Annotated in this window: 20 protein-coding genes, 1 tRNA gene and 1 pseudogene; 16 read left to right on the top strand and 6 right to left on the bottom strand. The window is 54.3% G+C overall.

The features are described 5' to 3' along the window. Positions 1-403: 403 nt before the first annotated feature. The 3 genes from D1823_RS14510 to D1823_RS14500 all read left to right on the top strand — a co-directional run bounded on the left by D1823_RS14510 (position 404) and on the right by D1823_RS14500 (position 3,347). Entirely contained in the window at positions 404-1,966 is a 1,563-nt protein-coding gene (locus tag D1823_RS14510) for an arylsulfatase (RefSeq protein ID WP_117871178.1), read from the top strand. Positions 1,967-2,096: 130 nt separating this feature from the next. Further along, entirely contained in the window at positions 2,097-2,486 is a 390-nt protein-coding gene (locus D1823_RS14505; RefSeq protein ID WP_117871176.1) for a DUF4345 domain-containing protein, read from the top strand. Beyond that, positions 2,487-3,347: a DUF302 domain-containing protein gene (locus D1823_RS14500; protein ID WP_117871174.1), complete on the top strand. Its 861-nt coding sequence runs from the start codon at positions 2,487-2,489 to the stop codon at positions 3,345-3,347. It abuts the gene before it with no gap. 288 nt (positions 3,348-3,635) lie between these two features. Here the strand turns inward: D1823_RS14500 and D1823_RS14495 are convergent, their stop codons facing one another. Beyond that, positions 3,636-4,727, bottom strand: a complete 1,092-nt coding sequence (locus D1823_RS14495) for an ABC transporter substrate-binding protein (RefSeq protein WP_117871172.1) — start codon at positions 4,725-4,727, stop codon at positions 3,636-3,638. A 172-nt stretch (positions 4,728-4,899) separates the two neighbouring features. Next, on the bottom strand, positions 4,900-5,532 hold the full coding sequence (locus D1823_RS14490) for a tyrosine-type recombinase/integrase (RefSeq protein ID WP_117871169.1): 633 nt from the start codon (positions 5,530-5,532) through the stop codon (positions 4,900-4,902). 405 nt (positions 5,533-5,937) lie between these two features. Between D1823_RS14490 and D1823_RS14485 the strand changes: the two genes are divergently transcribed. The 4 genes from D1823_RS14485 (at position 5,938) to D1823_RS14470 (ending at position 8,687) form a co-directional block, all read left to right on the top strand. Then, complete coding sequence (locus tag D1823_RS14485) at positions 5,938-6,270, top strand: hypothetical protein (protein WP_117871167.1); 333 nt, start codon at positions 5,938-5,940, stop codon at positions 6,268-6,270. Positions 6,271-6,623: 353 nt separating this feature from the next. Then, complete coding sequence (locus tag D1823_RS14480; protein WP_117871165.1) at positions 6,624-6,932, top strand: hypothetical protein; 309 nt, start codon at positions 6,624-6,626, stop codon at positions 6,930-6,932. A 404-nt stretch (positions 6,933-7,336) separates the two neighbouring features. Continuing rightward, positions 7,337-8,203: an autotransporter outer membrane beta-barrel domain-containing protein gene (locus D1823_RS14475; RefSeq protein WP_117871163.1), complete on the top strand. Its 867-nt coding sequence runs from the start codon at positions 7,337-7,339 to the stop codon at positions 8,201-8,203. A gap of 115 nt (positions 8,204-8,318) precedes the next feature. After that, positions 8,319-8,687, top strand: coding sequence for a hypothetical protein (locus tag D1823_RS14470; RefSeq protein WP_117871161.1), 369 nt, complete (start codon positions 8,319-8,321; stop codon positions 8,685-8,687). 989 nt (positions 8,688-9,676) lie between these two features. Here D1823_RS14470 and D1823_RS22135 read toward each other — a convergent pair. Together D1823_RS22135 and D1823_RS22130 are read right to left on the bottom strand one after the other, a co-directional pair. Next, on the bottom strand, positions 9,677-9,898 hold the full coding sequence (locus tag D1823_RS22135; protein WP_254683837.1) for an AraC family transcriptional regulator: 222 nt from the start codon (positions 9,896-9,898) through the stop codon (positions 9,677-9,679). Between the two features lie 231 nt (positions 9,899-10,129). After that, a pseudogene (locus D1823_RS22130) lies at positions 10,130-10,555 on the bottom strand (AraC family transcriptional regulator ligand-binding domain-containing protein); the annotation flags it as partial. 359 nt (positions 10,556-10,914) lie between these two features. Between D1823_RS22130 and D1823_RS14460 the strand changes: the two are divergent. The 3 genes from D1823_RS14460 (at position 10,915) to D1823_RS14450 (ending at position 13,378) form a co-directional block, all read left to right on the top strand. Continuing rightward, a complete protein-coding gene (locus tag D1823_RS14460) occupies positions 10,915-11,265 on the top strand; it encodes a hypothetical protein (RefSeq protein WP_117871160.1) in 351 nt (116 codons plus the stop codon). Positions 11,266-11,855: 590 nt separating this feature from the next. Further along, positions 11,856-12,458, top strand: coding sequence for a hypothetical protein (locus D1823_RS14455; protein WP_117871157.1), 603 nt, complete (start codon positions 11,856-11,858; stop codon positions 12,456-12,458). A 308-nt stretch (positions 12,459-12,766) separates the two neighbouring features. Then, entirely contained in the window at positions 12,767-13,378 is a 612-nt protein-coding gene (locus D1823_RS14450) for a hypothetical protein (RefSeq protein WP_117871155.1), read from the top strand. 103 nt (positions 13,379-13,481) lie between these two features. Here the strand turns inward: D1823_RS14450 and D1823_RS14445 are convergent. Further along, positions 13,482-13,568: transfer RNA gene (locus D1823_RS14445), tRNA-Leu, on the bottom strand. Between the two features lie 201 nt (positions 13,569-13,769). On the opposite strand from D1823_RS14445, the gene D1823_RS14440 reads away from it, so the two are divergent. Further along, the gene (locus D1823_RS14440; protein WP_117871154.1) at positions 13,770-14,753 is read left to right on the top strand and encodes a complex I NDUFA9 subunit family protein; all 984 of its coding nucleotides are present in this window, start codon (positions 13,770-13,772) and stop codon (positions 14,751-14,753) included. On the opposite strand, the gene D1823_RS14435 is transcribed toward D1823_RS14440, so the two are convergent. After that, the gene (locus tag D1823_RS14435; protein WP_117871152.1) at positions 14,754-15,557 is read right to left on the bottom strand and encodes an undecaprenyl-diphosphate phosphatase; all 804 of its coding nucleotides are present in this window, start codon (positions 15,555-15,557) and stop codon (positions 14,754-14,756) included. A 230-nt stretch (positions 15,558-15,787) separates the two neighbouring features. On the opposite strand from D1823_RS14435, the gene D1823_RS14430 reads away from it, so the two are divergent. The 5 genes from D1823_RS14430 to mtgA all read left to right on the top strand — a co-directional run bounded on the left by D1823_RS14430 (position 15,788) and on the right by mtgA (position 24,081). Then, on the top strand, positions 15,788-17,221 hold the full coding sequence (locus D1823_RS14430) for an NAD(P)-dependent oxidoreductase (protein WP_117871150.1): 1,434 nt from the start codon (positions 15,788-15,790) through the stop codon (positions 17,219-17,221). 24 nt (positions 17,222-17,245) lie between these two features. Next, positions 17,246-17,683, top strand: coding sequence for a GFA family protein (locus D1823_RS14425; protein WP_117871148.1), 438 nt, complete (start codon positions 17,246-17,248; stop codon positions 17,681-17,683). Continuing rightward, a complete protein-coding gene (gltB, locus tag D1823_RS14420; protein WP_117871146.1) occupies positions 17,680-22,212 on the top strand; it encodes a glutamate synthase large subunit in 4,533 nt (1,510 codons plus the stop codon). Before D1823_RS14425 ends, gltB begins: the two co-directional genes overlap by 4 nt. Before the next feature lie 180 nt (positions 22,213-22,392). Next, entirely contained in the window at positions 22,393-23,307 is a 915-nt protein-coding gene (locus D1823_RS14415; protein ID WP_117871144.1) for a Hint domain-containing protein, read from the top strand. A 39-nt stretch (positions 23,308-23,346) separates the two neighbouring features. After that, positions 23,347-24,081 (top strand): monofunctional biosynthetic peptidoglycan transglycosylase, encoded by a 735-nt coding sequence (gene mtgA, locus D1823_RS14410; protein WP_117871142.1) that lies wholly within the window; start codon positions 23,347-23,349, stop codon positions 24,079-24,081. Positions 24,082-24,099: the final 18 nt, after the last annotated feature.

The raw sequence follows: 24,099 nt of genomic DNA, 5'->3' as shown, positions 1-24,099 counted from the left end.
ATGCAAAGTACCGTTTCACTTTTTGGTCTCGGACACCGAAAGTGTGAGGATCCGGTTCCTTTTGGGATAAGCCAAGAGAACCGTCTGATGCGTCTATACGTGATCGGGCAAACCGGAACCGGAGGATCGGCACCGCGGCAACGTCTGCTTTGAAGTCCCTCTGACTGCTTATTGCGGAGAACTGGACGTTGGTTTGAACAGGACCAAGGTCCGAGTAGCGGACACAGCAGCCGTTCGCCTAATCTTAGCGCTTTGAGATTAGTTGCATGTTTGCTCAGTAGAGTTTTCTGAGATACCGCCTGATGGCTGACTAACGGCTGCACAAAGAGTTAATAAATTAAGGTATTCTACAAACCCGAAGGTTTGCCTATCGTCTTAAAGAAGTAACGCGATGGGAGGTCATATGAAAAAAATTGTCTCACTAGTTGGTGCGCTATGTATTACCGCCACTGGAGCTTGGGCCGATGAGGGCCAACCCCCAAATATTATTGTTATCATGGCTGATGACGTGGGATGGGCAAGCGTTGGTGTTTATCATGGCGGTGTCAAAAGCATTGAAACGCCGAATTTGGATCAGCTCTCGTCCGAGGGAGCGCGTCTTACAGATTACTACGCAGAGCCAAGCTGCACCGCCGGTCGATCAGCTTTTATGACAGGGCAAATGCCAATTCGCACCGGTATGCATACAGTTGGATTGCCTGGTGACCCAATAGGTTTGAACCCAGATGATCCGACACTTCCGATGTTCTTAAAAAAACTGGGATATACGACCGGACAGTTCGGTAAAAACCACCTTGGCGATCTGAACGAGTTCCTACCTACTACGAAAGGTTTCGACGAATACTGGGGTTGGCTTTATCACCTTAACGCCATGGAATACACGTCTGACCCGGATTGGCCAGACGACCCAAAATTCAACGCCCAATTTGCTCCCCGCAATATCATTCATTCCTTTGCGACAGAGGAAGAGGATGAAACAGTCGATCCGCGTTTCGGTAAAGTCGGAAAGCAGCGCATCATTGATGATGGTCCAGCTCCGCCGGAACGCCAAAAGACTTTGGACGACGAAGTAACTTCCTACACGACGGACTTTATCTCGCGCGCGGTTGAATCAAATACACCGTTTTTCGTCTGGATGGCTCCAGCCCGAGCTCATGTCTGGACCCATCTAAGCCCAAAGTACGAAGGGATGCTGGGCAATGGTCGAGGTCTTCAGGATGTGGTCATGAAGGAGTTGGACGACAACGTTGGAAAAGTGCTCGCGCACCTTGAGGACCTCGGCGTTGCTGACAACACCATAGTAGTGTTCACCGCCGATAATGGCCCGGAAACACTGACTTGGCCTGATGGTGGAACCACACCGTTTCATGGAGAGAAAGGTACAACCTGGGAAGGTGGATTCAGAGTACCCGCGATAATCCGCTGGCCTGGAAAAATTCCCGAAGGTCAGGTCTTAAATGGTATTTTCAGCGGGATGGATTGGATGCCCACCTTCGTTGCGGCCGCTGGAGGTCCCGCAGACCTGAAAGAGAAACTGCTAGAGGGTTATGAAGGCTACAATGTACATCTCGATGGCTACAACCAATTGTCATATCTAACAGGTGAGCAAGTAGAAAGCAGTCGTCGTGAACTGATTTATTATCAGGGTACGGACCTCCAAGCCGTTCGGTACAATGATTGGAAAGCACATTTCGTCGTGCAAAATCACGGTTGGTCAGGTCCTAAGGAAGAATTGGTTGCTCCGTTGCTCTACAATCTGCGGCGGGACCCTTATGAAAAAGCTGCGGACGAAAGCGGCATGTACGTTCGCTGGATGGGTGAGAAGATGTGGGCCTTCGGTCCAGCAGCTCGATTGGTGCAGGCGCATCTTGCTACCTTTGAGAAGTTCCCTCCGCGTGGAAAACCGGTCGCAAACAAGGGTCACGTGGAAGAACAGACATCAACTGAGGGTGGAATCTCTCAGTAAACGATTTGAGACTGATGCTTCGTCTTTCAAATTGAAGTGATGCACTCGGCCTATTGGCCGAGTGTCAATTTAAGGTAAGTCATGAACCGCGACCGACTGGCGGATTTGGCTTTGTGTAAGGAAAGCCCTTATGACCGCTAGATTAGTCCTACTCTTAGCCGCTGTTGGCCTCGTCCCGATTGCCTTGTCTTACGGACTTGTGCCCGGGCGTTCTGTCCCTTTTCTTTTAGGTTTCCCAGTAGAGGGAACCAATCAATCCCACGTCTTCCGCGCCATTATGGGGTTGTACCTCACCAACGCTGTGTTTTGGTTGGTAGCCACTGTGAAGCCTGAACTGCAACGTCCAGCACTTTGGGTTCTTCTTCTCTTCATGTCCGGTCTGGCTGCTGGGCGTTTGTTGAGCATACTAATCGATGGCTTTCCGAGCGGCATTTTGTGGTTTTATCTTTTTGCTGAGCTGGCGTTTGCGGCGTTGGCTGCAACTTCCTTGCGAAGAGAACGTGAGATTGGATGTACTTAAATGTTTAGATATTGCGTTGCCCTTTCAATAATCTTGGCAGTTTTCACGGTTTCACTTTCAGTTCTGGCTCAATCATCAACTGCTCAAAGCGAAGTGGATGAAAACTACTTGGTGCTGGAGGCAGCGGTTGGTACAGCAGGCCTGACTGAAGTTGCATCGATTGATCATGCGCGCTTGGCTCAAGCCGAAGGCGTCGAAATGCCCGCGTCGCGCGTACTTATTTTTTCAGACCCTGAGATCAATTCCTCAATACTCGCTGGGAACGTGCGCGCTGGACTGGATCTTCCGTTTCGCGCTTTGTCATTCGATCAAGATGATCTTGCGCAGATCACCTATACGGGATCGCAATTTTTGGTAGAGAGACACGGGTTGACTGAGACCTCAATGCTGGAGGCATTCGACAACAGGATGCTTGATGTTCTTGGCGGTTTAGTCGCGAAGCCAGCCCCGACTGACGGATTGACGCTGGACTATGGGGTGATCGAACTGAAGTCGAAGCTAAACGTATCGGAGGCAGTAGGGCGACTCACCGAGGTTGTGATGGCGCAGGACGATACCGTCTGGTTTGGAGAAATCGACTTTGCGGCCGAAGCATCCCAATTGGGAATGGAGATTCCAGAGGCCGTTCTATTGTTGTTTGGTGGCCCAGCACCCGGCGGAGTAGCAATGGCGGATTTTCCGGCAATTGGGCTAGATGCATTTTGCCAAAAGCTGTTGGTGTACGCGGACGACGATGGGGGTTCCACGATCATTTACAATGACATTGCCGCACTAGCGGAGTTGTATTACGGCACCTCAACCAAGCCCCATCGTGCGTTAAATGAGCGACTCACTGCGACATTCAGATCCGCGATTGAGTAGCTGCCAATTGGAGAAAAGGACAATCGGTGAATGCCGTTCAGTTATTTCCACCGCGGGTTTCAGGTCTGGTACAGTTATTAGCGGCGGTGCAGCGTGGCAACGCCAATAAATGGCTGCTCTGGGCTCAAGGCAGTCATCTGAGTGTTTCAGTCAGGTGACGGCTTAGGATCGGATAGCGGTCATTGTTGGTGGTCATCCAGAGGAATATCTCCTGAAGGTCTGCATTGAACGGCAGCGGACGTTCGCTGAAATCTGCTGAACGACTGCTGTGCGGAACAGAGCAGTCGTTCACATCTCTTCAATCAGATGCAGAGAAGATGGGTGAAACAGGTCTTCAATGGAAAGCAGTTCCTGCGAAAGGCCTTGGTCGTGGCAATACCTGAGAAGCGCTTTAAGGGTTTCCTGATTTGCATCCGTCATACCATAGGAATGAAAGTTGTGGCCCATAATAGCTCTGGTTTGTTCAAGCTCTTGAGATATCCACGGTACGGTACTGATGTACCATGCCTCTTTCCTCTGAAATGCGTATAGTTGATTTTTGGCTTGCGAATATGCGTTGAAAACGGCGGCGATGACCTCAGGGTGCGCCTCAACGAAATCTCGGCGGATGGCGACCGCGTGCATGATTGGATAGATACTAGTTTTCGCGAAGTATGCTTGTTCGATGGCGCGTGAATCATCGAATAATCTGACGCACAGCGGATTTCCCTCGATGTAGGCCTTAGGTTCGGCTGCGTGAAACAGAGCGTCAACAATGCCTTCAACGAGCAATTCAGACTCGTCCAACCCTTCTGGTCCCGTCGAAATGTTTACCCCATCAGGAATGAAATTCTCGAAACCAGAAGCGCCTCCCGTTGCCGCACCCGCCGAGTCACCGGCGGATACAACCCAGTTAATGTCAGAGGGAGAAACACCGTATTCATCCTCAACAATCCCTCGAATCCAAGTCAGCGAAGTCGATGAATAGCCCGGTGAGGCGATGGTTTTTCCTACGAGATCTTCTGGGCGTTCGATCCCGCGGTCGGGCCGAATGTAGATGCTTTTGTGCCGAAACGTCCGGAGCGGGAAGACCGGTATAAGAGTGTGGTTGCGCAGACCCTCGTTCGAGTACGCAATGATGTATGGTACAAGCCCGATTTCCGTGACCTCTCGGGTCATTGAGCCGCCTAAAGCATCAGTGTTTAGCCCCCCAATACTGTCAGTTTCAAAACTGTGCTCGAAACCCTCGACTTCGATGTTGCCATTCATTAGCCCCTGGATGCGATCGTATGGGTAACCCGACAGACGCAAGGAAGGAGAGGACGCGAACAATGGACCAGCAGCCAAAGAAGCGCCCAGTATAGGTGCTCCCAAACCTGCTAGAAATGCCCTACGCCTCATAACCCGCCTTCCCCAAGAATTGCTTTTCCATTCTCTTCCTAGTGCAAATCACAAGTAGCTTCGCGGTGCAATTCTGAGAGGACCGCTTTGGGCTCGATCCGAACCACCGCTGTACTGCGAACGCAGGTCCGCTCAGGATTGGCGAACGGCAAGTGCCGCCCGCCAATATGGTTCAAATGTCGATTTGCTCGGCGATGCTCAGCGCATCTTCAAGTTCGACACCAAGATATCTGACAGTGCTGTCAACCTTAGTGTGTCCGAGCAACAGTTGAACCGCCCTGAGATTTCCGGTTTTGCGGTAGATCTCCGCCGCCTTGGTCCGGCGCAGCGAATGGGTGCCGTAGCCACTGGGTTCCAACCCAATCGCAGCCACCCAATCCCGCACAAGTCGGCCATATTGGCTGGTTGAGATATGTGGGCGGTCATGAAACCGACTGGGAAACATGAAACGGCAGCCGATCATTTCCGGCGACTTGATCCATGCGGCAATGGTATCCCGCGTGTTTTCAGAGAGTTCGAACTGAACGGGTCGCCGGGTTTTGCTCTGGATCACAGACATCCTCTCGCGAACGCGGTCATCTCTGACCAAATCACTGACGGACAGTTTCACCAAGTCGCATCCGCGAAGCTTGCTGTCAATCGCCACGTTGAACAGCGTGAGATCACGCAGATTCCTGGCCAATTCGAGTCGCGCGCGGATCGCCCACACTTGTTTCGGCAACAGCGGCCTTTTCTGGCCGACGATCCGACCTTTGTTCCATGCTCTTCGTTTCGGGGGGACAGCGGGAAGTTGGCCTCTTTGCATTTTGGGTCCTCCAACCCTCCCGCCAAGCCCAGACATCAGCACCGCGCTGGCACCTGAATTTTACCGTTGGTTTGAATGACCGTTGCCCAATTGCTTGTTTTTGGGAAACGCTGCGGGCGCATTGGGCTGGTCTGAGCCAAATTGACCGATGCTGCATTTTTACCTTAACGTCGGATGTTTGCGCATCGTCGACTTGCACCAAATCGGTTTTATAGGCGGCTGTCGCAGTACCAATGTTTACTTAATTGAGGTTAGCCCGTCTGGAGAAACACTGCAGACGACCGTGCACTTGATGGCTTTTCGCAAAACCTTGCGCAGCCATCGCAATAAATCCGGGCCGTAAACTGCCAAATTGAGTGCACAGACAGCGTAACGCACACGCTCAACCCCAAAAGGAGAAGACAAATGCAAAAGACAATGATCACAACCGCCACAGTATTCGCACTGGTCATGAGCGCCGGAGCGTCCATGGCCGGACCTTTGAATGGCCACAGCTTCGGTGGGAAAGCACATAATGCTCGCTCAACCGTATCCCAGGCGCTCGACAACGCGGACCGTGGGGTCAACACGTACCAAACCACTACAGTTACTGGTTCGAATCCGATCTCGGAGTTGCCAAATGTTGTTGTTGTCCCGGTTCAGGGTGATGGCAGCTACACTTTGATTATTGGCAAGTCGTCGAGCCCCGACCTGCTAGGTGCTGAAGAAAACAAACATGTTCCTGTGGCATACGAGTAATCAAAATGATCATACTGTGGGTTTCGCGACACTTGGTAATCCCGCCATTCGCCTTGTGTTGATCCAGACAGAACAACGCTGAGAAATCGCGACGTGCCACTACCCACTGCCGGGCCCCGGATCTCAACTCCGGGGCCCGGTTTCGTGTGTCGACTACCCCTTTCAGGTTCGTAGGAGAAGCCAGTTCCGACCTGACAGCCCGCCAATTTGCAAACTGCGCGGCGAACGGACACCACCTTGATGGCTTTTCGCAAAACCTTGCGCAGCCATCGCAATAAATCCGGGCCGTAAACTGCCAAATTGAGTGCACAGACAGCGTAACGCACACGCTCAACCCCAAAAGGAGAAGACAAATGCAAAAGACAATGATCACAACCGCCACAGTATTCGCACTGGTCATGAGCGCCGGAGCGTCCATGGCCGGACCTTTGAATGGCCACAGCTTCGGTGGGAAAGCCCATGATGCTCGCTCAACCGTATCCCAGGCGCTCGACAACGCGGACCATGGGGCCCATACCCACCAAACCGACCCTGGCTTCGATCCGGATCAAGAAAACTCGTCCTCGACCGAGCCCCTGGGCACCGACGTCTATACCTTTGATGTCATCAATAAATCTGGCGGCGGTGGTGGTGCTCACGTGATACTCTGGTCACCAAAATGATCATCCTGTGATATTTCGTGACACTTGGTTATCCCGCTACTAGCAGTGTGTTGATCCAGACAGGACGGTGCAGAGAAATCGCGACGTGCCACTACCTAATGCCGGGCCCCAGATACTAACTCCGAGGTCCGGCACATAGTGTTCGACGATTTATAAATTCTGAGACGACCTACGCAGGTCGAACACTTCCCGGAAATTTTCCGGTCCAGGTCTTGTAGGCATTGGTAAACGCAGCTTGGGCAGAATAGCCAACCGCCTCGCTGCAAATGCGCGGGGCGGCGAATGTTCAATTGATGTCTTTTCGCAAAACCATGATGTGCCATCGCAATCATATAGAGCGGCAGTTTGCCATGTTTGTTGCACACACAGCGTAACAAACACGTTTAGCCGAAAGGCGCTCAAAGATGAAAAAGGCACACATTACATTCACTACAGTGTTCGCTCTTGTCGTAAGTGCCGGAATGTCCATGGCCGGTCCTTGGAGTGAACGCGGCAGCCATTGTGCCGGTGATCGTAGTTTGACAACTAACAGCGACAAACAGCGATTTGACACAGATTTTCCTTTGGCTGAGGTCGCGGGCGGACAGATGTTTGCCAGGCTGGAATTTGGCATCAGCAACCTGTCATCCAGCGCCAACACCCGCTTGGCCAGCGCCAATGCGTCGGCCAACGGCTACGATGCAACCCTTAGCGCGCTTTGGAATGCGGACAGTCAATTCTATGTCGACGGGCAGCTTCGCTATGGGTACTTCGACGGCGATGCAGGTCTGAATGGCCGGGAGGCGGTGGATTTCAGCGGCAGCGGGTATGAGATTTCTGTCGAAGTTGGTAAGCCGTTCACGCTTCTGAACGATTTGACGCTCACACCGCAAGTGCAGGTCATGTACAGCGACATCAACATGGGCGATGTCCCAGATCGGGTTTCGGGCGACCTGGTCGGATCCTTGGTAGACGGTGATACATTGATGGCCCGAGTCGGACTGCGTGCTGAACGTGTCTTTGCAACCACTTCGATGCTCTACAGTCAAATCGACGTCTACCATGCGTTCGATGGGGGAACCTCGGTGGTGTCTGGTCAGGATACTGCGGCAATGAGCATAGGTGGCATTGCCGCCCTGTCAGATCGCGCGCAGTTCTATGCTGAGGTCACCACAGAAACCGCTTTGGGTAGCAGCTCGGGTGACTACGACCTCAGCTGGGACATCGGCTTCGAAGTCCGGTTTTATGCCGTTTTGCCTTTGATCCGAATTGAAATGGGGATCAGGCGTTAATTTGATGTCTTTTCTCAAAACCCCGACGTGCCATCGCAATCAATCTAAGCCGCAGAATGCCAAATTGAGTGCACACACAGCGTAACAAACACGCTGAACTGAAAGGAACTATGAAATGAAAAAGACACTGATTACATCCGTCACCGCCTTCGCCGTTGTTCTGAGTGCTGGGATGTCCATGGCCGGCCCGCTGGGTGACCATGGCCTTCGCGGGCAAGCTCATGATGCTCGCTCAGCCGTATCGCAAGCACTCAACAACGCGGACCGGATGGCTAATACCCATCAAACCACTAAAATGACCGACCGTGGCGTGGATTTGTTGGCAGAGCAAGATGTGGGCGAAGAGAACTTAATCTCGGCCCAGGAAACCAGCCTATACGGCTCGACCCCTCAATACTCGTTGGAAATTGAAGTCAGTCCGGAAGCAAAGAACGCATTGGAACATACTGATTTGGGTCTCTGGGTGATCAAGCACCAATATTAACCTAAGCAGGTGTAAACACGGTGCGCCACCGTTAAATGCCGGACCCCGATTGCTGACGCTGGGGCCCGGCTGCACTGTCTTTTGGGCAGACACAGCTCTGTGCAGTCTCCCGGCGGCCAGAATGCGCTGAAATCGATCTTGGTGTGAGCCAGATTATCCGCGCTGTTGCGTAGTTCTCCGAGCCAAAGCCCTGCGCCTCTGAGATATTGAGAAAGCCTTTGCACTGACTGCCAAAGGCTGTCGGGCAAGGGCGCTTTCATGTCCTGTTATACTATTGCCGCCCGTGCCGAAAACTCGTTTTCGATCACGCACATCGAGTGACTTTTGGTTCATAGTGGGTCAACGGCTGAGTGGGTGCTTCGGCCAAAACCCACCAATTTTACTCGGTGGACAGCCGTCGCAAAGTAAATGTTCCCCTGACAGAGGTTTCCTCATTTCAGAAGACGTCGCAAACCGATGTAAGCTTGATGACTTTTCGCAAAACCTTGGCATGCCATCGCAATAAATCCGGGCCGCCGATTGCCAAATTGAATTTACACACAGCGTTTCAAACACGATTAGCTGAAATGGAGCCAAGAGATGAAACAGGTCGCGATTACAGCCGCCACGATGTTCGCACTTGTTGTAGGTGCCGGAACGGCCATGGCGCATCCGTCAGGCAGTCACGGGCGTGCACACGATGTTGGTTCAAGGGTTCCTCAGGCACATAGCCATGCGAGTGCCAATACCCTTAAAACCGCAAAAACGCCTGCTAATGTAGAGACCAGGCAAGGGCCAGCTACGCTTTCGTCAGCGCCACCCAGCGGCAGTTATCAGTGGAACAGAGATTACAGTAATTATTAACAAGTGCTTTGGTTAACGAGTATGTGGGCTGGGGCGCAGGAACTGGAAATTTGTTCATAAGTCGGCTCAGATGGAAGGCCACACTTGTGTTCAACCTGCTTACCCCAGCTCATAGCTTTAGTCAGCATTGGCGTCCCTAGGCGAACCTACCCGGTTCGAACACTCCCCGGAGATTGGCCCGTCCAGGTCTTGTAAGCATTGGTAAACGCAGCCTGGTCAGAGTACCCGAGTGCAAAAGCAATCTCGGAAAGACTGAGTTTGGGATCGTCAAGGTATTGTTCTGCCAGCCTTTTTCGCGTGTCCTGTAGTAGTTGTTTGTAGGTTGTGCCTTCTTTGGCAAGTTTACGTCCAAGTGTGCTGATACTCATCCCAAGTATCTTCGCGATTTCATCTTGTGTTGGTGCATTGAAAGACAATCGCGATGTTATTTCGCTTTGTACCAAAGAGCTTGTCTCACCTATGACTGGCGTGAGTTCCTTCATCAGATTTTGCACATGTGTTTCAAGGTGCAAAAGCAACGCAGAATCTGTGTTCCTGATCGGGATATCCACAACGGCCTTGTCGAACAGGATGCCTGGAACGCGTTGGCTCTGTTTGACGTTGATCGACAAAGCATCGGAGATTTGTATTTGCTTTTCTTCGGTCAATTCGTGCGGAAACCGCATCTCGACGACAGGCAGCGGCGTCTCAGCCGCAATTTGAAGACTGGTCAAAAAGGCGGTAATCCGAAATTCGTTATGCGCCCCATCAGCACGCATCAACTTGGAGATGGAATCTATCTCCAAAAACATGCCATGTTCTGTTTCATAGAATGACAGTTTGGCAAAACCCCGAGCCAGGCGAGCGTAGGTCACTGCCTTCTCGATTGCGTCTCCTACAGTCGGAGAGTTCAACACGACATAGCTGAGAAGTGTTGTCCCTCTGGGATTGAATGTTTGTCCTGCTGAGATGGCAAAAAAGGGATCTTTGGTTTCTTGGGTGGCGAGTTCCAAAAGCCGGAGTTCGTTCCGAACATCAACCTGGTTCGGAGGGGTCTCAAAACTGTCTTCCGGTAGATGTGCAGATCTTAATAGCGCAGCAGTGTCTGAAACCGGTTTTTCAGAAGCTTGGCTATGTGGTGGACTCCAAAACCCGGAACATACCAAACATGGCCATCAGGATTCACTTCGTTCGTTTTCATGCTGATCTGCTGCCTGACGCTGAAGAGCTTTACTTAATAGGGACGTTTACTGCTGTGGGCAACAATAAGCGGGGCGCAAATGCCATGCCAAGCGGGATCAGGGCGACTTGACGAGATATATCAAAAACCTGAACTCTTCTCACAATACCCAAAGCGATCGCGGTCCTAGGTTGGAGATATAACAGCAAGACAAGGAAATCAAAAATGCAACGCTTCAACACCATCACAAAACTGATCGCCACACCCGCACTGGTCATCGCACTAACCGCAGGATCGGTCATGGCTGGACCGGGTCATCATTCCGGAGCCGCAGCCCAACATGAACGCGTCGCGCCGTCTCACAGCACGTATACGACCGATCATGCAAAAGCAACGTCCAACGCGGCATCACAATCGCCAGCCTACAAAATGAAAAAACCGGCCGGAGGGGGCGGCAGCATACACACTGAATGGCAATTTCTATACCCAGATAGGTGTGGGCACGATTGCAAGCAAAAGAACGAAAAAATCCTCGAAGCCTACTCACGTATCATTGTCGGGGGACACAAATATTAAAAATGATGTCTTTGCATCAACCTAACGCAACCAGGTCCTGCATTTGCGCCCGAGCCGACACCGACAAATCGGCTCGGGCGCGCATTTGATCGAGCATATACCAACAGAGGCTCATCACGGTGAGCAGCCCGATTTGACCGATCGACGGTGAGTGTTGGTGCATCTTTGGCGTTGAACCATCGAGATGGTGGTTTCGGTTGCCGGTCACGGAACTATCTTTCGAAATACAGACACTGGTGAAAGCTCCGATCTGCTGATCTTCGACGAATTGGAGATCCGCCTATGTCGAAACGGAAGACCCACAACCCTTAGCTCAGGACCAAAATCGTGCTCGAAGCTTTGAACTGTGAACGCATGGTCGCGGAGCCTTCGAGCCAATCTGGTGTCCATTCCCCCATGACCCATCGTTGGAAGCGGACGCTGTAGCTCGGTCCGACCGATTGGTTCTGATAACTGGCATGAAACAAAGGCAGCCAAGTAGCATCAGGGCGGCTTGATGGGAAATATCAATAACCTGAGTTTGTCTCACAATACCCAAAGCTATCACGCCCCTAGGTTGGAGTTGTAAATGCAAGATTTGGAGACCAAAAATGCAACGCTTCAACACAGTCCAAAAACTCATTGTCGCACCAGCACTGGTGATCGCACTGGCCGCAGGATCGGCTATGGCAAGACCACGTCAGCACTTTGGCGGCGCTGATCATCACAGGGCCCAAGTCGGCCAGTCTGAGATGTCGCAGAACACGGCACACCAAGTAGCGGATGTTTCAACAACCGTCACCGGGGAAACCGTCAGTCGAATTGCCAACCGTTCTTCGCTTGAGGCCACGCAGAACGTGGGCAACAAAGCAGTCGACACGAGTCCGAAATCGCTCGGATCGCTGAATTTTGGCGATGATGTCTATCTTGATGGCGAGGCACATATCCTGTCTGTTGGCACGGGTTATGCCAGCGGGTTAGCCCAAACCAACACACGTGTTGGCGATACCGATGGAACGATCAAGCAGGACGCAGAGCAGAAAATTCAAGACATGCCCGCAATTGACTACATAGACGCGCTTGCTTTCTACTCAGGCATAGTTCTGCAATTCAAGCAATGGCAAGACAACCCCACCAAAATGCCAATTGGGACTCAAATTGGAATTAAAAGAGCAGCCGTCGCTGCCGGAATTAGCGCAAGTCAGCACGACTAAGTGTTTGGCAGCGTTTGAGTGCTTCCAGATTCCTATGCAATGGAGCTAAGTGTTGACACCTCGAAATCAGAGAACAGTATCCGACATTGAAGTATGAAAGCTGCCATTGATGCAGTTGCGGCAAACGACAGCAACGTCGCTACCCTGTAAATTTATCCCGATAAGAATGCTGCGTGATTCACGAATGGCCGAAATCGCCGCCGCGCTGCGTTATACAAATATATATCCCGACGCCAGAACATAGTAAGAACATTTCTTTCTTAGCGGAAGTTTCTCCCTTATGATTTCGAAAAAATCTGGAGAAGTAAATGGGCGGTATTGGAAGTGGTAGGCACTGGCATTGGGGAGCAAAGAGCGTGACTTCCGATTATCGCAGCATCGATGTGCGTCGCTGGGCGCGCGAAGGGCTGTTGAAGCCTGGGCATAGTTTTTCTTGGCTATGGTCGCAGGAAGGGGAGGTCGTAGGACGCATAAACGTGCTGGCCGATTGTGGATTTGTGAAACTGTCTTATCGCAGCCGGGAATACGGCGACGAATGGGAAAGCCACGAATATCAAGTACGCCTTCTTTCGCAGTCATTTCACTTCGGCGGAAATCGCCAGTGGTTCGCGTGTCCAGCGCGCGGGTGTGGTCGGCGCGTCGCCAAACTCTATGGCGGGCGTATTTTTGCGTGTCGTGATTGCCACCAACTTGCCTATCCGTCCCAGCGAGAAGCAGCGTTTCAACGTAGCCAAAGGCGTGCAGACAAAATACGGGAGCGTCTCGGATGGGCAGGCGACCCAGATCTGATGGAGGGCTTGAAACCGAAGGGAATGCACTGGCGCACCCATTATCGCCTTGTGAACGAGCTTAATTATTGGGAAGCGGAAGCGGATTTGGGCTTCACCAGCTATTTCTTGGGAAAAGTGGCCCAATGCTAATCTTTTGGGCGACTACCGCGCGACTAAAGGTGGTCAGCAGGGTGGTTAGAGGCGATACGAAAAACGCTTTATCTTTTATAATCAAATATTTGGAAGAGTAACTTGGTGCCCAGGAGAGGACTCGAACCTCCACGTCCATACGGACACTAGCACCTGAAGCTAGCGCGTCTACCAATTCCGCCACCTGGGCAGGTGTCGTGGAGGGGCGTTTAAGCCTAGTGGCGGGAGGCGTCAACCAGATTCGGTGAGATTTTTTGAAGTTTTTTGAATTCGGTTCCCGGCCGGTGTTTTCGGCCCATGATTTTCACGGCCGTCGCGGCGAATTAGCGCCTTGTTTGACTGGCCTGCGGGCGTTAGTTCTAGGGCGCAATTTCTCAGCAGGAGCCCTCTCATGTCAAAACTGGTGACGATTTATGGCGGATCGGGATTTGTCGGTCGCTACATCGCGCGGCGCATGGCGAGTGAGGGTTGGCGTGTCCGGGTGGCGGTGCGACGTCCGAACGAGGCCATGTTCGTGAAACCCTACGGTGCCGTGGGTCAGGTCGAGCCGGTGCTGTGCAATATCCGGGATGATGCCTCGGTGGCGCTGGCGATGCAGAGCGCCGATGCAGTTGTGAACTGCGTGGGCGTACTGAACGAACGTGGCAAGAACGGTTTTGATACCGTACAGGCCGAAGGAGCTGAACGCATCGCGCGTTTGGCAGCCGAGCAGGGCATCAAGCGGATGGTTCATATCTCGGCCATCGGTGCAGATGCGAATTCAGCCAGCGCGTATTCTCGGACCAAAGCACATGGTGAAGCGGGCGTTTTGAAGCATATGCCAGACGCTGTGATCCTGCGCCCTTCGGTGATTTTTGGCACGGAAGACCAGTTCTTCAACCGCTTCGCCGGGATGACCCGCATGGGACCGTTCCTGCCTCTGGTCGGGGCCGAAACCAAGTTCCAGCCGGTTTTTGTAGACGATGTGGCGCAGGCTGCCGTCAAAGGTGTTCTGGGACAGGCAGAGCCAGGCATTTACGAACTTGGCGGCCCGGAGGTGAAAACCTTCCGCGTCCTGATGCAGCAAATGCTTGAAGTGATTCACCGTCGCCGCGTCATAATTGGTCTGCCGTTCTTTGCTGCCCGGATTATGGCGAATGTACTGGATATGGTTAAGTTTGTCAGTTTCCAGCTGTTCCCCAACAACATCTTGACCCGCGATCAGCTCAAGAACCTGCGCCATGACAATGTGGTATCCGACTGTGCCAAGTCATTTGCAGATATTGGGATTGAACCGACCACGCTGGAATCGGTTCTGCCGGAATATCTGTGGAAATTTCGCCCCTCGGGTCAGTATGACGACATTCAGAACTCGGCTAAAAACCTGCGTATCTGATCAGCTGTAGGCCATGATCAAAAGTATTACGCCAAGAATGACGCGGTAGATAACGTAGGGTGTGAAGCTGACACTGCGCAAAAGCCGCATCATCAGGCTGAGTGCCAGAAGGGCCGAAAGAAATGCAAACAGCGCCGCAATTGCCCCATCCCGGGCCAGTTGCATATCGGCCTCGCGCACAACATCCAATGCCAGCAGAGTGCCTGACGCCAGAATCGTCGGGATCGACATCAGCATAGCAATACGCGCACCGTCTTCACGGGTGTATCCCAATTGACGCGCACCTGTGATGGTAATCCCGGATCGCGACGTGCCGGGGATCAGCGCAAGAACCTGCCACAGGCCCATGATGAACGCGTCACGTATTCCCCATTCGGCGGTTTCTTTGGTTTCGGGGGCTTTCTGGTCCACCCAATACAGCAACAGACCGAAACCCAGCATTGTCCATCCGATTACTGTGATCGAGCGCATGGCCGCGCTCATCCCCGTCACGTGCAGAATGAGGCCCGCGATCACGGTGGGAACAGTTGCAATGATCAGGCCCAGAGCAAGGCGGGACTGAGGTGTATCAGTCCGTCCGGTCAGGGCGCGCGGAAATCCGGCAACGGCCTGTTTCACATCCGACCAGAAATACAGCACCACGGCACCCAGGGTTCCCACATGCACCGCGACATCAATGGCTTGACCCTGGTCCTGCAACCCCGACAGGTTGGGCAGCAGGATCAGGTGACCAGATGAGGATATGGGCAAAAACTCAGTGATTCCCTGAATGATTGCTACGAGAATCAGGTGAAACAAACTCATCTGCCCTGCCGTGCTGCTGCCACGTGTTTTATGCGGTTTATGGGTATAAGGGCGGTACAGAAAAAGAAAGCACGCATATAGGTCCGATTCGGATCTAAATTTTCTGATTATCTTTTGTTTTTTAAAGAGGTGGACGGTGTTTTCTTAAAATAAGTCAACATATATGACTTTTCATCCAGATGCTCTTCCCTTAAAGAAGCGGGACCAAGCCAATTCATGGAGTCTGACCCGTGGCCAAGCAACCGATGCTGAAATTTGTACAGATCGACCGCGTCATGCCGGAAAAGCGTGGTGCCAATGACCGCAAGGACGACTTTGACGAGATCTATACCGAGTTCGCCGCTGAAAAAGCGGCCGAGCAGGCGAGTCGGTGCAGCCAATGCGGTGTTCCGTACTGCCAGTCGCATTGTCCGTTGCACAACAATATCCCCGACTGGTTGCGCCTGACTGCGACCGGACGTCTGGAAGAAGCCTACCATACCAGTCAGGCCACCAATACCTTCCCCGAGATCTGCGGCCGCATCTGCCCGCAGGATCGTCTTTGTGAGGGCAACTGCGTGATTGAACAGTCGGGCCATGGAACAGTTACGATTGGTACGATCGAGAAATACATCACGGATACCGCGTGGGAAAAAGGCTGGGTCAAACCGGTCGCTCCATCGACTGAACGTACTGAAAGCGTGGGTATCATTGGTGGAGGCCCCGGAGGGTTGGCCGCCGCGGACATGCTGCGCCAGGCGGGAATCCAAGTCACGGTATACGATCGTTATGACCGTGCCGGTGGTCTGCTGATGTATGGCATTCCGGGTTTCAAACTGGAAAAGGATGTTGTTCAGCGCCGCAATGACCTGCTTGCTGATGGTGGGGTTGAGTTTGTTCTGAACTGCAACGTGGACGTGGCAAAGTTCCAAGAAATCCGGGCCAAGCATGATGCCGTTATCATTGCGACTGGCGTCTACAAGTCGCGAGACTTGGCCATGCCGGGCAGCGGACTGGCCGGGATTGAGAAGGCAATCGACTTCCTGACGGCCTCGAACCGAAAAAGCTTTGGCGACGAGGTTGAAGATTTTGACAACGGTCGCTTGAATGCGGACGGCAAGAAGGTTGTCGTGATTGGCGGTGGAGACACCGCGATGGATTGTGTTCGCACTTCGATCCGTCAGGGCGCGACTTCTGTCAAATGCCTGTATCGCCGGAACCGGGCCAACATGCCGGGTTCACAGCGTGAAACGCAGAACGCTGAAGAAGAAGGCGTGATCTTCGAATGGCTCAGCGCACCCAAAGGGTTCACGGGTGAAGACACTGTTTCGGGTGTGATCGTGCAAAAGATGCGCCTGGGACAGCCAGACGCGTCAGGTCGTCAGGCCCCCGAAGTCATCGAAGGCGCGGACTATGTCGAAGACGCTGATCTTGTTATCAAGGCGCTCGGCTTCGAGCCTGAAGACCTGCCCACGCTGTTCGGACAACCCGACCTGCCGGTCACCCGCTGGGGGACGATCAGGGCTGCGTTCCAAACCGGTGAGACCGAGATGGATGGAGTCTATGCAATCGGTGACATCGTGCGTGGTGCCTCTCTGGTAGTTTGGGCGATCCGTGACGGCCGCGACTGCGCCGATGCGATCATCGACCGCTTCAATGCAAAATCTGCTGTTGCAGCCGAATAATCCCAGCGATCAGGAGGGTCGGAAATGCCCGAATTGCAAGGCCAATGCATGTGTGGCGCAGTCACGGTGACTGCAAATCCGGCGCGGGATGCGCTTGGGGCATGCCATTGCGATCAGTGCCGCCGCTGGACCAGCTCCATGCTGGTGACGTTTCAGGCCGAAGAAGGGTACGCCGCGCTTGGCCCGGTCAAAACCTTTACCTCGTCCGACTGGGCAGAGCGTGCGTTTTGCGCCGAATGTGGTTCGGCGCTTTGGTACCGGATTACCCTTCCGGGCGAGATGCACGGCCAGACACAAATGGCGGCAGGTCTGTTTGATAACGCCGCAGGCAACCCGCTGAAACTTGAACTTTACATCGACAAAAAGCCCGAGGGTTATGCATTCGCAGGCGAACGCCGGCAGATGACCAAAGCCGAGGTCGAAGCCATGTATGCCCCCTCTGACGAAGGAGACAGCCAATGACCAAATATGATGCCGATTGGGTGCGGGCCGAAGAAGCCAAGCGCAACTGGATGGCCAAAAATGGTCTCTATTCCGACGAAGAAGAGCATTCTTCCTGTGGCGTGGGTCTTGTTGTGTCCGTGGATGGGAAAGCCTCGCGCAAGGTTGTGGACGCCGGTATCGACGCGTTAAAGGCGATCTGGCATCGCGGCGCAGTTGATGCCGACGGTAAAACCGGCGATGGCGCGGGTATCCACGTGCAGATTCCGGTGCCCTTCTTCTATGACCAGATCCGACGCACAGGCCACGAGCCCAAGTTGGATGAACTGATCGCGGTTGGTCAGGTTTTTCTGCCCCGCACCGATTTTGGCGCGCAGGAGCAGTGCCGGACCATCGTGGAAACCGAAGTTCTGCGCATGGGGTATTACATCTATGGCTGGCGTCATGTGCCGGTCGATGTCACCTGCCTGGGTGAAAAGGCCAACGCCACACGGCCCGAGATCGAGCAGATCCTGATCTCGAATTCCAAAGGCGTGGATGAAGAGACCTTCGAGCGCGAGCTTTATGTCATTCGTCGTCGTATTGAAAAGGCGGCTGCAGCGGCTGGTATTTCCGGGCTGTATCTGGCGTCGCTGTCCTGTCGTTCGATCATCTACAAGGGTATGATGCTGGCCGAACAGGTTGCCGTCTTCTATCCAGATCTGATGGACGAACGCTTTGAATCCGCGTTTGCAATCTATCACCAGCGCTATTCAACCAACACCTTCCCGCAATGGTGGTTGGCCCAGCCTTTCCGCATGTTGGCTCATAATGGTGAGATCAACACGCTCAGGGGCAACATCAACTGGATGAAGAGTCATGAAATCCGCATGGCCAGTGGCACCTTTGGTGACTATGCCGAGGATATCAAGCCAATCATCGCCGGAGGATCGTCGGATTCGGCTGCATTAGACTCGGTTTTTGAGGTTCTGGTGCGCGCGGGCCGCTCGGCCCCGATGGCGAAAACCATGCTGGTTCCGGAAAGCTGGTCCAAGCAGGCGGTTGAGTTGCCGCAGGCGTGGCGCGATATGTATTCCTATTGCAACTCGGTGATGGAGCCCTGGGATGGCCCGGCTGCGCTGGCCATGACCGATGGCCGCTGGGTCTGTGCCGGTCTGGACCGGAACGGTCTGCGTCCGATGCGTTACGTTGTGACTGGCGATGGTCTGGTCATTGCGGGTTCCGAAGCAGGCATGGTGCCGATTGACGAGGCCACAGTGACCGAAAAAGGCGCGCTTGGCCCCGGTCAGATGCTGGCTGTCGACATGAAAAAGGGCAAGCTCTACCGTGACACCCAGATCAAGAACAAGCTGGCTCGCGCACTGCCCTTTGGCGAGTGGGTCGGCAAGATCAACGATCTGGACGAAGCGTTGGCAGGTGTGACCGAAAAGCCGATATTCTCGGGCGAAGAACTGCGCAAGCGTCAGATCGCGGCAGGCTATTCGGTCGAGGAACTGGAGCAGATTCTCGCGCCCATGGCTGAAGATGGCAAAGAGGCGCTGGCGTCCATGGGTGACGACACGCCATCGGCGGTTTTGTCCAAGCAATACCGCCCGCTCAGCCATTTCTTCCGGCAAAACTTCAGCCAGGTCACGAACCCGCCGATCGACAGCCTGCGTGAATACCGTGTGATGTCGCTGAAAACCCGGTTTGCCAACCTCAAGAACGTTCTGGATGAAGACAGCAGCCAAACCGAGATCGTAGTTTTGGAAAGCCCCTTTGTCGGCAACGCGCAATGGGACAAGCTGGTCGAGAACTTTGATGCTCCTCTGGCTGAGATTGATTGTAGTTTTGAACCCGGTCGAGGCGCTTTGAGCAACGCTTTGGCCCGTGTTAGAGCCGAAGCGGAAGAAGCAGTGCGGTCTGGTGGAGGGCATCTTGTGTTGACCGACATGCGCTCGGGCGAAGGTCGGGTCGCGATGCCGATGATCCTGGCGACAAGCGCCGTGCACTCGCATCTGACCCGTCAGGGATTGCGTACTTTCTGTTCATTGAACGTGCGGTCGGCGGAATGTGTGGATCCGCATTACTTCGCCGTACTCATCGGTTGCGGTGCGACTGTTGTGAACGCTTATCTGGCAGAGGATTCACTGGCAGATCGCATTGACCGCGGGCTGCTGGATGGCACGCTGACAGAAAACGTTGCGCGATTTCGCGAGGCCATCGACCAGGGCCTGTTGAAAATCATGGCCAAGATGGGAATTTCGGTGATCTCGTCTTATCGCGGTGGCCTTAACTTCGAGGCGGTGGGCCTGAGCCGCGCCATGGTGGCCGAGTATTTCCCGGGCATGACCAGCCGGATTTCCGGCATCGGCGTCACCGGCATTCAGGCCAAGGCCGAAGAAATCCATGCCAAAGGCTGGAACAGTGGTCTGGACGTGCTGCCCATCGGTGGGTTTTACAAGGCCCGCGCGACGGGCGAGACCCACGCCTGGCAAGCGACCTCGATGCACATGCTGCAGATGGCCTGCAACAAGGCGTCCTATGAGCTGTGGAAGCAGTATTCGGCCAAGATGCAATCAAACCCGCCGATCCATCTGCGCGACCTGATGGACTTCAAACCGTTGGGCAAGCCGGTACCGATTGAAGAGGTCGAATCGATCACCTCGATCCGCAAGCGGTTCGTCACGCCGGGCATGTCGCTGGGCGCGCTGTCGCCCGAGGCGCACAAGACGCTGAACGTGGCGATGAACCGGATCGGCGCAAAATCTGACTCGGGTGAAGGTGGGGAAGATCCCGCACACTTCGTGCCTGAACCCAATGGCGACAACCCATCGGCCAAGATCAAGCAGGTGGCCTCGGGTCGGTTCGGCGTGACCGCCGAGTACCTCAACCAATGCGAAGAGCTGGAAATCAAAGTGGCTCAGGGCGCCAAACCCGGCGAGGGCGGCCAGCTGCCCGGCATGAAAGTCACCGACCTGATCGCGCGTCTGCGGCATTCGACCAAGGGCGTGACGCTGATTTCGCCGCCGCCGCATCACGACATTTACTCGATCGAGGATCTGGCGCAGCTGATCTATGACCTCAAGCAGATCAACCCGCGCGCCAAGGTGACGGTGAAGCTGGTGGCGTCGTCAGGCGTCGGCACGATCGCTGCCGGCGTGGCCAAGGCCAAGGCCGACATCATCCTGATCTCGGGCCACAATGGCGGCACCGGGGCATCGCCCGCGACCAGCATCAAATATGCCGGTCTGCCGTGGGAGATGGGCCTGACCGAGGCGCATCAGGTTCTGGCGATGAACAACCTGCGCGACCGGGTGACCCTGCGGACCGATGGCGGTTTGCGTACCGGTCGAGACATCGTCATGGCCGCGATGATGGGGGCCGAGGAATACGGTATCGGCACCGCCGCCCTGATCGCCATGGGCTGCATCATGGTGCGCCAGTGTCAGTCGAACACCTGCCCGGTTGGGGTCTGCACGCAAGACGAATCCTTGCGCGCGAAGTTCACCGGCAATGCGGACAAGGTCGTCAACCTGATCACCTTCTACGCTCAGGAAGTGCGTGAGCTGCTGGCCAGCCTTGGCGCGCGTTCCGTGGATGAAATCATCGGTCGGGCCGATCTGCTGGCGCAGGTCAGCAGGGGTTCGGCACATTTGGACGATCTGGACCTCAACCCTTTGCTGATCACAGTCGATGGTGCCCATAATATCGTGTACAATCGTGACAGGGACCGGAATGCTGTGCCTGATACGCTGGACGCCGAGATCGTGCGCGATGCGGCCCGATTCCTGAAGGACGGCGAGAAAATGCAGCTGTCCTATGCGGTGCAGAACACGCACCGGACCGTTGGGACCCGTGTTTCCAGCCACATTGTGCAGAATTTTGGCATGCGGAACACGTTCCAGGATGACCACCTGCACGTGAAACTGCAGGGCTCGGCCGGTCAGTCTCTGGGTGCCTTTGCGGCTCCGGGCCTGAAGCTGGAAGTGTCGGGAGATGCCAACGATTATGTTGGCAAGGGTCTGTCTGGCGGTACGATCGTCGTGCGCCCGCCGCAGGTCAGTCCGCTGAAGGCGGATGCAAACACGATCATCGGCAACACGGTGCTGTACGGCGCAACTGATGGCCATCTGTTCGCAGCTGGCCGCGCGGGCGAGCGGTTTGCTGTGCGCAACTCGGGCGCCAAAGTCGTGGTCGAAGGGTGCGGATCGAACGGGTGTGAGTACATGACCGGCGGTGTGGCCGTGATCCTGGGTGATATCGGTGCCAACTTCGGTGCCGGCATGACCGGTGGCATGGCTTATCTTTATGATCCCGAAGGCAAAGCCGAAGCGTTGATGAACAAGGAAACGCTTGTGACCTGTCCGGTTGCCGTCGACCATTGGGTGGAGCAATTGAAATCCATGATCATGCGCCACGCCGAGGAGACCAACAGCCGGAAGGCCGCAGATATCCTACAGCATTGGGACGTGGAAAAAGGTAACTTCCTGCAGGTTTGCCCCAAAGAGATGCTGAACAAGCTGAGCCACCCGCTGAGCGAAGAAGCTGCGGCAGTTCCGGCGGAGTAAGCCGGAATCCCATCACTAACAGGCCTCGCGTGCCATTTGCACCACGCGGGGCCTTGGTTGTCTGCGCGGTTTCGACAGGATTCTTGCCCGCTCTCCCGAATTTCGCCATGCTTTTTTCACCTTGTAGTGATAGCCATGACCTGTTTCGGTTTCAAATGGTGACAGAGTAGGGGCAACAGGATGCCAACGACATATCGCGATCAGTTTTTCACCTTTGATCCCGCAAGCCCGCCACCAGGAGGAACAGCTGTCACTGTCAGCAGTTTCAACCTGACTGATGCGAATGATGACAATCTTATTGACGTGCCCAGTGGCGATACGGTCAATGGACAAGACGTAACAAATTCCTGGCCGGGGGATACTGTTACGATCAACGTGTCAGGCGTTGGGAACGTGACCTATACAGGAATCACTTTTTACCTGGCCGATGGATCGCGGGTTTTCACCCCTACAGACAATCAGGTGCTTCAGCCTGGAACGCTGGTTTCGACCACTTTTGTCAACACGCAAGGTCCTCTGAATGTCGGAAATCTGGGTCCACCTTGTTTTACGGCCGGGACCATGATCGCCACGCCGGAAGGTAAGCGGGCGGTTGAGGATTTGAAGGCTGGTGATCTGGTCCTTACGGTGGATCACGGACCTCAACCATTGATCTGGGCCGGGTCTACAACCGTCGCAGCCGAAGGCAAACTGGCCCCAATCCGGTTCGAAGCCGGTGTTTTCGGTCTGGATCGCCCCTTGCTGGTTTCACCGCAGCATCGGATGCTGGTCGAAGACTGGCAGGCGTCTTATTTGTTCGGTCTTTCCGAAGCGCTGGTTCCGGCACATACACTGGTCAACGATGACACGGTGACACGCGTTGAAGGCGGTGAGGTCGAATACTTCCACCTCTTGTTCAAGCAGCATGAGATCGTCATCGCCAACGGAGCGAAAAGCGAAAGCTATTATCCCGGGCACGCGCTGTCAGCCTCGGATCGCGAGACTCAAAGCGAGGTGCTGCACTTGTTTCCCGAGTTGGCAGGTCTTGATCCGATGTCGCTGAAAACCGCTCGCCCGATCATTCATCCGCGTGAGGCGCGTGCTTTCGCGATTTAGGCCGTTTCAAACCGGAACCCTGCGTCGTATAGCTGAGGCATGGCTAAGAAAGCAGCCCGCAAATCTGGCGGAAAAAAAAGTAAGGCATCCAGAAAGAAAGTACCGGTGGCGCGACAGGTTCGCCGCTGGGTAGCGCGCGTGGCCATGGCAGTTGTGTGTCTCGTGGTTGCTCTGGTCCTGATTTATTCGGTCGTGAACCCGCCCGTGACGCATACCATCTGGTCGGAATGGCGCCGGCTGGGAAAGGTTGAACGCGAATGGGTGCCGATCGAGGACATGGCTCCGATCATGGCAAGATCAGTTGTGGCGGCTGAGGACGCAAATTTCTGTCTGCATTGGGGCTTTGACGTTGAAGCCATTCGCGATGCACTTGAGGATGGCGGAAGTCGCGGTGCGTCGACCATCACGCAACAGGTTGTGAAGAATGTGTTCCTCTGGCAGGGCCGCAGTTGGGTGCGCAAGGCTTTGGAAACCTCGATCACGCCGGTGGTTGAAATATTCTGGAGCAAGCAGCGTATTCTTGAAGTGTATCTGAATGTGGCCGAAACCGGGAACGGCGTGTTTGGGGTCGAAGCTGCTGCGCAACGCTATTTCAACACCAGCGCGTCAAAGCTGACCTCGGTTCAGGCAGCACGGATTGCTGCAATCCTGCCGTCACCACGCAACAGGTCTGTCACGGATCCAACTGCCAGAACCCGCAGAAGAGCGGCTTCAATTCTCGATGGGGCGGCCACCATCCGCGCAGATGGTCGCGCAGATTGTTTCGAGGATTGAAACCCGCTATCTGCCAAG

It is taken from the genome of Ruegeria sp. AD91A (genome assembly GCF_003443535.1).
GTDB lineage: Bacteria > Pseudomonadota > Alphaproteobacteria > Rhodobacterales > Rhodobacteraceae > Ruegeria.
Note: the sequence above shows the minus strand (reverse complement) of the source record. Positions and strands in the feature narration are given on the sequence as shown.

Excerpts from the sequence above, each read along its gene's own strand:
- D1823_RS14510 (WP_117871178.1), top strand. The coding sequence starts at position 404 with ATGAAAAAAATTGTCTCACTAGTTGGTGCGCTATGTATTACCGCCACT.
- D1823_RS14505 (WP_117871176.1), top strand. The coding sequence starts at position 2,097 with ATGACCGCTAGATTAGTCCTACTCTTAGCCGCTGTTGGCCTCGTCCCG.
- D1823_RS14500 (WP_117871174.1), top strand. The coding sequence starts at position 2,487 with ATGTTTAGATATTGCGTTGCCCTTTCAATAATCTTGGCAGTTTTCACG.
- D1823_RS14495 (WP_117871172.1), bottom strand. The coding sequence starts at position 4,727 with ATGAGGCGTAGGGCATTTCTAGCAGGTTTGGGAGCACCTATACTGGGC.
- D1823_RS14490 (WP_117871169.1), bottom strand. The coding sequence starts at position 5,532 with ATGCAAAGAGGCCAACTTCCCGCTGTCCCCCCGAAACGAAGAGCATGG.
- D1823_RS14485 (WP_117871167.1), top strand. The coding sequence starts at position 5,938 with ATGCAAAAGACAATGATCACAACCGCCACAGTATTCGCACTGGTCATG.
- D1823_RS14480 (WP_117871165.1), top strand. The coding sequence starts at position 6,624 with ATGCAAAAGACAATGATCACAACCGCCACAGTATTCGCACTGGTCATG.
- D1823_RS14475 (WP_117871163.1), top strand. The coding sequence starts at position 7,337 with ATGAAAAAGGCACACATTACATTCACTACAGTGTTCGCTCTTGTCGTA.
- D1823_RS14470 (WP_117871161.1), top strand. The coding sequence starts at position 8,319 with ATGAAAAAGACACTGATTACATCCGTCACCGCCTTCGCCGTTGTTCTG.
- D1823_RS22135 (WP_254683837.1), bottom strand. The coding sequence starts at position 9,898 with ATGAGTATCAGCACACTTGGACGTAAACTTGCCAAAGAAGGCACAACC.
- D1823_RS14460 (WP_117871160.1), top strand. The coding sequence starts at position 10,915 with ATGCAACGCTTCAACACCATCACAAAACTGATCGCCACACCCGCACTG.
- D1823_RS14455 (WP_117871157.1), top strand. The coding sequence starts at position 11,856 with ATGCAACGCTTCAACACAGTCCAAAAACTCATTGTCGCACCAGCACTG.
- D1823_RS14450 (WP_117871155.1), top strand. The coding sequence starts at position 12,767 with ATGGGCGGTATTGGAAGTGGTAGGCACTGGCATTGGGGAGCAAAGAGC.
- D1823_RS14440 (WP_117871154.1), top strand. The coding sequence starts at position 13,770 with ATGTCAAAACTGGTGACGATTTATGGCGGATCGGGATTTGTCGGTCGC.
- D1823_RS14435 (WP_117871152.1), bottom strand. The coding sequence starts at position 15,557 with ATGAGTTTGTTTCACCTGATTCTCGTAGCAATCATTCAGGGAATCACT.
- D1823_RS14425 (WP_117871148.1), top strand. The coding sequence starts at position 17,246 with ATGCCCGAATTGCAAGGCCAATGCATGTGTGGCGCAGTCACGGTGACT.
- gltB (WP_117871146.1), top strand. The coding sequence starts at position 17,680 with ATGACCAAATATGATGCCGATTGGGTGCGGGCCGAAGAAGCCAAGCGC.
- D1823_RS14415 (WP_117871144.1), top strand. The coding sequence starts at position 22,393 with ATGCCAACGACATATCGCGATCAGTTTTTCACCTTTGATCCCGCAAGC.
- mtgA (WP_117871142.1), top strand. The coding sequence starts at position 23,347 with ATGGCTAAGAAAGCAGCCCGCAAATCTGGCGGAAAAAAAAGTAAGGCA.